Raw genomic sequence first — 2,787 nt, 5'->3', positions numbered from 1 at the left:
CCCCACTGGCCTTTGAAGAGGGCGTCTTCGTCGAGCCAGGTGGCGTATTCCTTGAGGCCGATGCCCTTGATGACGCGGGTGCCCCAGAAGGGTGGGGTCGGGATCGGGTTGTCGGTGGCCACGTCGGAGCGCACCGAGCCTTCGGGTTCGCTGGTCTCCGCGACGGGTGTGTCGCGCTTGGGGACCCGGCGCTGCTTCAGCTCGGGCAGCACCGCCCCGGGCACCCCGCGCTTGACGCCGATCAGGGCGTCCATCAGGCGCAGGCCCTCGAAGGCGTCGCGGGCGTAGCGGACCTCGCCCTCGTAGATCTCGTGGAGGTCCTGTTCGACGTAGGCCCGGGTCAGGGCCGCGCCGCCGAGGATGACGGGGTATTCGGCCGCCAGCTTGCGCTGGTTGAGTTCCTCCAGGTTCTCCTTCATGATCACGGTGGACTTGACCAGGAGACCGGACATGCCGATCACGTCGGCCCGGTGTTCCTGGGCCGCGTCCACGATCGCGGAGACCGGCTGCTTGATACCGAGATTGACGACGTTGTAGCCGTTGTTCGACAAGATGATGTCGACGAGGTTCTTCCCGATGTCATGGACGTCACCGCGCACCGTGGCCAGCACGATCGTGCCCTTGCCCTCGGCATCGGACTTCTCCATGTGCGGCTCCAGATGGGCGACCGCGCTCTTCATCACCTCGGCGGACTGCAGCACGAACGGCAACTGCATCTGCCCCGACCCGAACAGCTCACCGACCACCTTCATGCCGTCCAGCAGCGTGTTGTTCACGATGTCCAGCGCCGGCGTGGTCGTCAGAGCATCATCGAGGTCGGCCTCCAGGCCGTTCTTCTCACCGTCGATGATGCGCCGCTTGAGACGCTCCTCCAGCGGCAGCGCGGCCAGCTCCTCGGCCTTGCCCGCCTTCATCGACGTCATGTTGACGCCCTCGAACAGCTCCATCAGCCGCTGCAACGGGTCGTAGCCCTCCGCGCGCCGGTCATAGATCAGATCGAGGGCGACCTGGACCTGCTCCTGCTCCAGACGGGCGATCGGCACGATCTTCGAGGCGTGCACGATCGCCGAGTCCAGACCCGCCTTCACACACTCGTCCAGGAACACCGAGTTCAGCACCACCCGGGCAGCCGGGTTCAGACCGAAGGAAATGTTCGACAACCCCAGCGTGGTCTGCACGTCCGGGTGACGGCGCTTGAGCTCACGGATCGCCTCGATGGTGGCGATACCGTCCTTGCGGGACTCCTCCTGCCCGGTGCAGATCGTGAACGTGAGCGTGTCGATGAGGATGTCCGACTCACGCACCCCCCAGTTCCCCGTCAGATCCGCGATCAGCCGCTCCGCGATGGCGACCTTCGCCTCCACGGTGCGGGCCTGGCCCTCCTCGTCGATGGTCAAAGCGATCAGCGCCGCCCCGTGCTCCACCGCGAGGCGCGTGACCTTCGCGAACCGCGACTGGGGCCCGTCACCGTCCTCGTAGTTGACCGAGTTGATGACCGCCCGCCCGCCCAGCTTCTCCAACCCCGCCCGGATGACCGGCAGCTCCGTCGAGTCCAGCACGATCGGCAGCGTCGAGGCCGTCGCGAAGCGCCCCGCCAGCTCCGCCATGTCCGCCACACCGTCCCGGCCCACATAATCGACACACAGATCGAGCATGTGCGCGCCCTCACGGATCTGGTCCCGGGCCATCTCCACACAGTCGTCCCAGCGGCCCTCCAGCATCGCCTCACGGAACTTCTTCGACCCGTTCGCGTTCGTCCGCTCACCGATCGCCAGATAAGAGGTGTCCTGCCGGAACGGCACCGACTGATACAACGACGCAGCCCCCGGCTCCGGACGCGGCTCCCGCTCCGCGGGAACGCTGCCGCGCACCCGCTCCACGACCTGCCGCAGATGCTCCGGCGTCGTCCCGCAGCACCCGCCCACCAGCGACAGGCCATAATCCCGGACGAAGTTCTCCTGCGCGTCCGCCAGCCCCTGCGGGCCCAGCGGGAAGTGCGCACCGTCCCGGGTCAGCACCGGCAGCCCCGCATTGGGCATGCACAGCAGCGGAATACGGGAGTGCCGGGTCAGATACCGCAGATGCTCACTCATCTCGGCCGGACCCGTCGAGCAGTTCAGACCGATCATGTCCACACCGAGCGGCTCCAGCGCCGTCAGCGCCGCACCGATCTCGGAACCCAGCAGCATGGTGCCCGTCGTCTCGAAAGCCAGCGACACCAGCAACGGCAGGCTGACACCCAACGCCTCCATCGCCCGCCGCGCGCCGAGGATGGCGGACTTGGTCTGCAGGAGATCCTGGGTGGTCTCCACGATCAGCGCGTCCGCGCCGCCCGCGATCAGGCCCTCCGCGTTCTGCTGGAACCCGTCACGCAGCGTCGTGTAGTCGATGTGCCCCAGCGTCGGCAGCTTCGTACCCGGACCGATGGAACCCAGCACCCACCGCTGCCGCCCACTCGAAGCAGTGAACTCATCCGCGACCTCACGGGCGATCCGGGCCCCCGACTCGGACAGCTCGAACGTGCGGTGCGCGATGTCGTACTCACTCATCGCCGTGTGGTTCGCACCAAAGGTGTTGGTCTCCACACAGTCCACACCCACCGAGAAATACGCCTCGTGGACCGAACGCACAATGTCGGGCCGGGTCACGTTCAGGACCTCATTGCAGCCCTCAAGATCCTGGAAGTCCTCCAGAGTCGGATCCTGCGCCTGCAACATCGTGCCCATCGCACCATCAGCCACCACCACCCGGGTGGCCAGCGCCTCACGCAAAGCGTCGATACGGGTC

Annotated in this window: 1 protein-coding gene; it reads right to left on the bottom strand. The window is 66.8% G+C overall.

Annotated features, from left to right (window positions below):
* Positions 1-2,780 (bottom strand): methionine synthase (gene metH, locus DT019_RS38910; protein ID WP_114041723.1); only part of this gene is annotated, 2,780 nt, incomplete at its 3' end.
* Positions 2,781-2,787 lie beyond the last annotated feature (7 nt).

Source organism: Streptomyces sp. SDr-06 (genome assembly GCF_003324565.1).
Classification (GTDB): Bacteria; Actinomycetota; Actinomycetes; order Streptomycetales; family Streptomycetaceae; genus Streptomyces.
The sequence above is the reverse complement of the archived record's forward strand: the minus strand, read 5'-3'. Positions and strand labels throughout refer to the sequence as shown.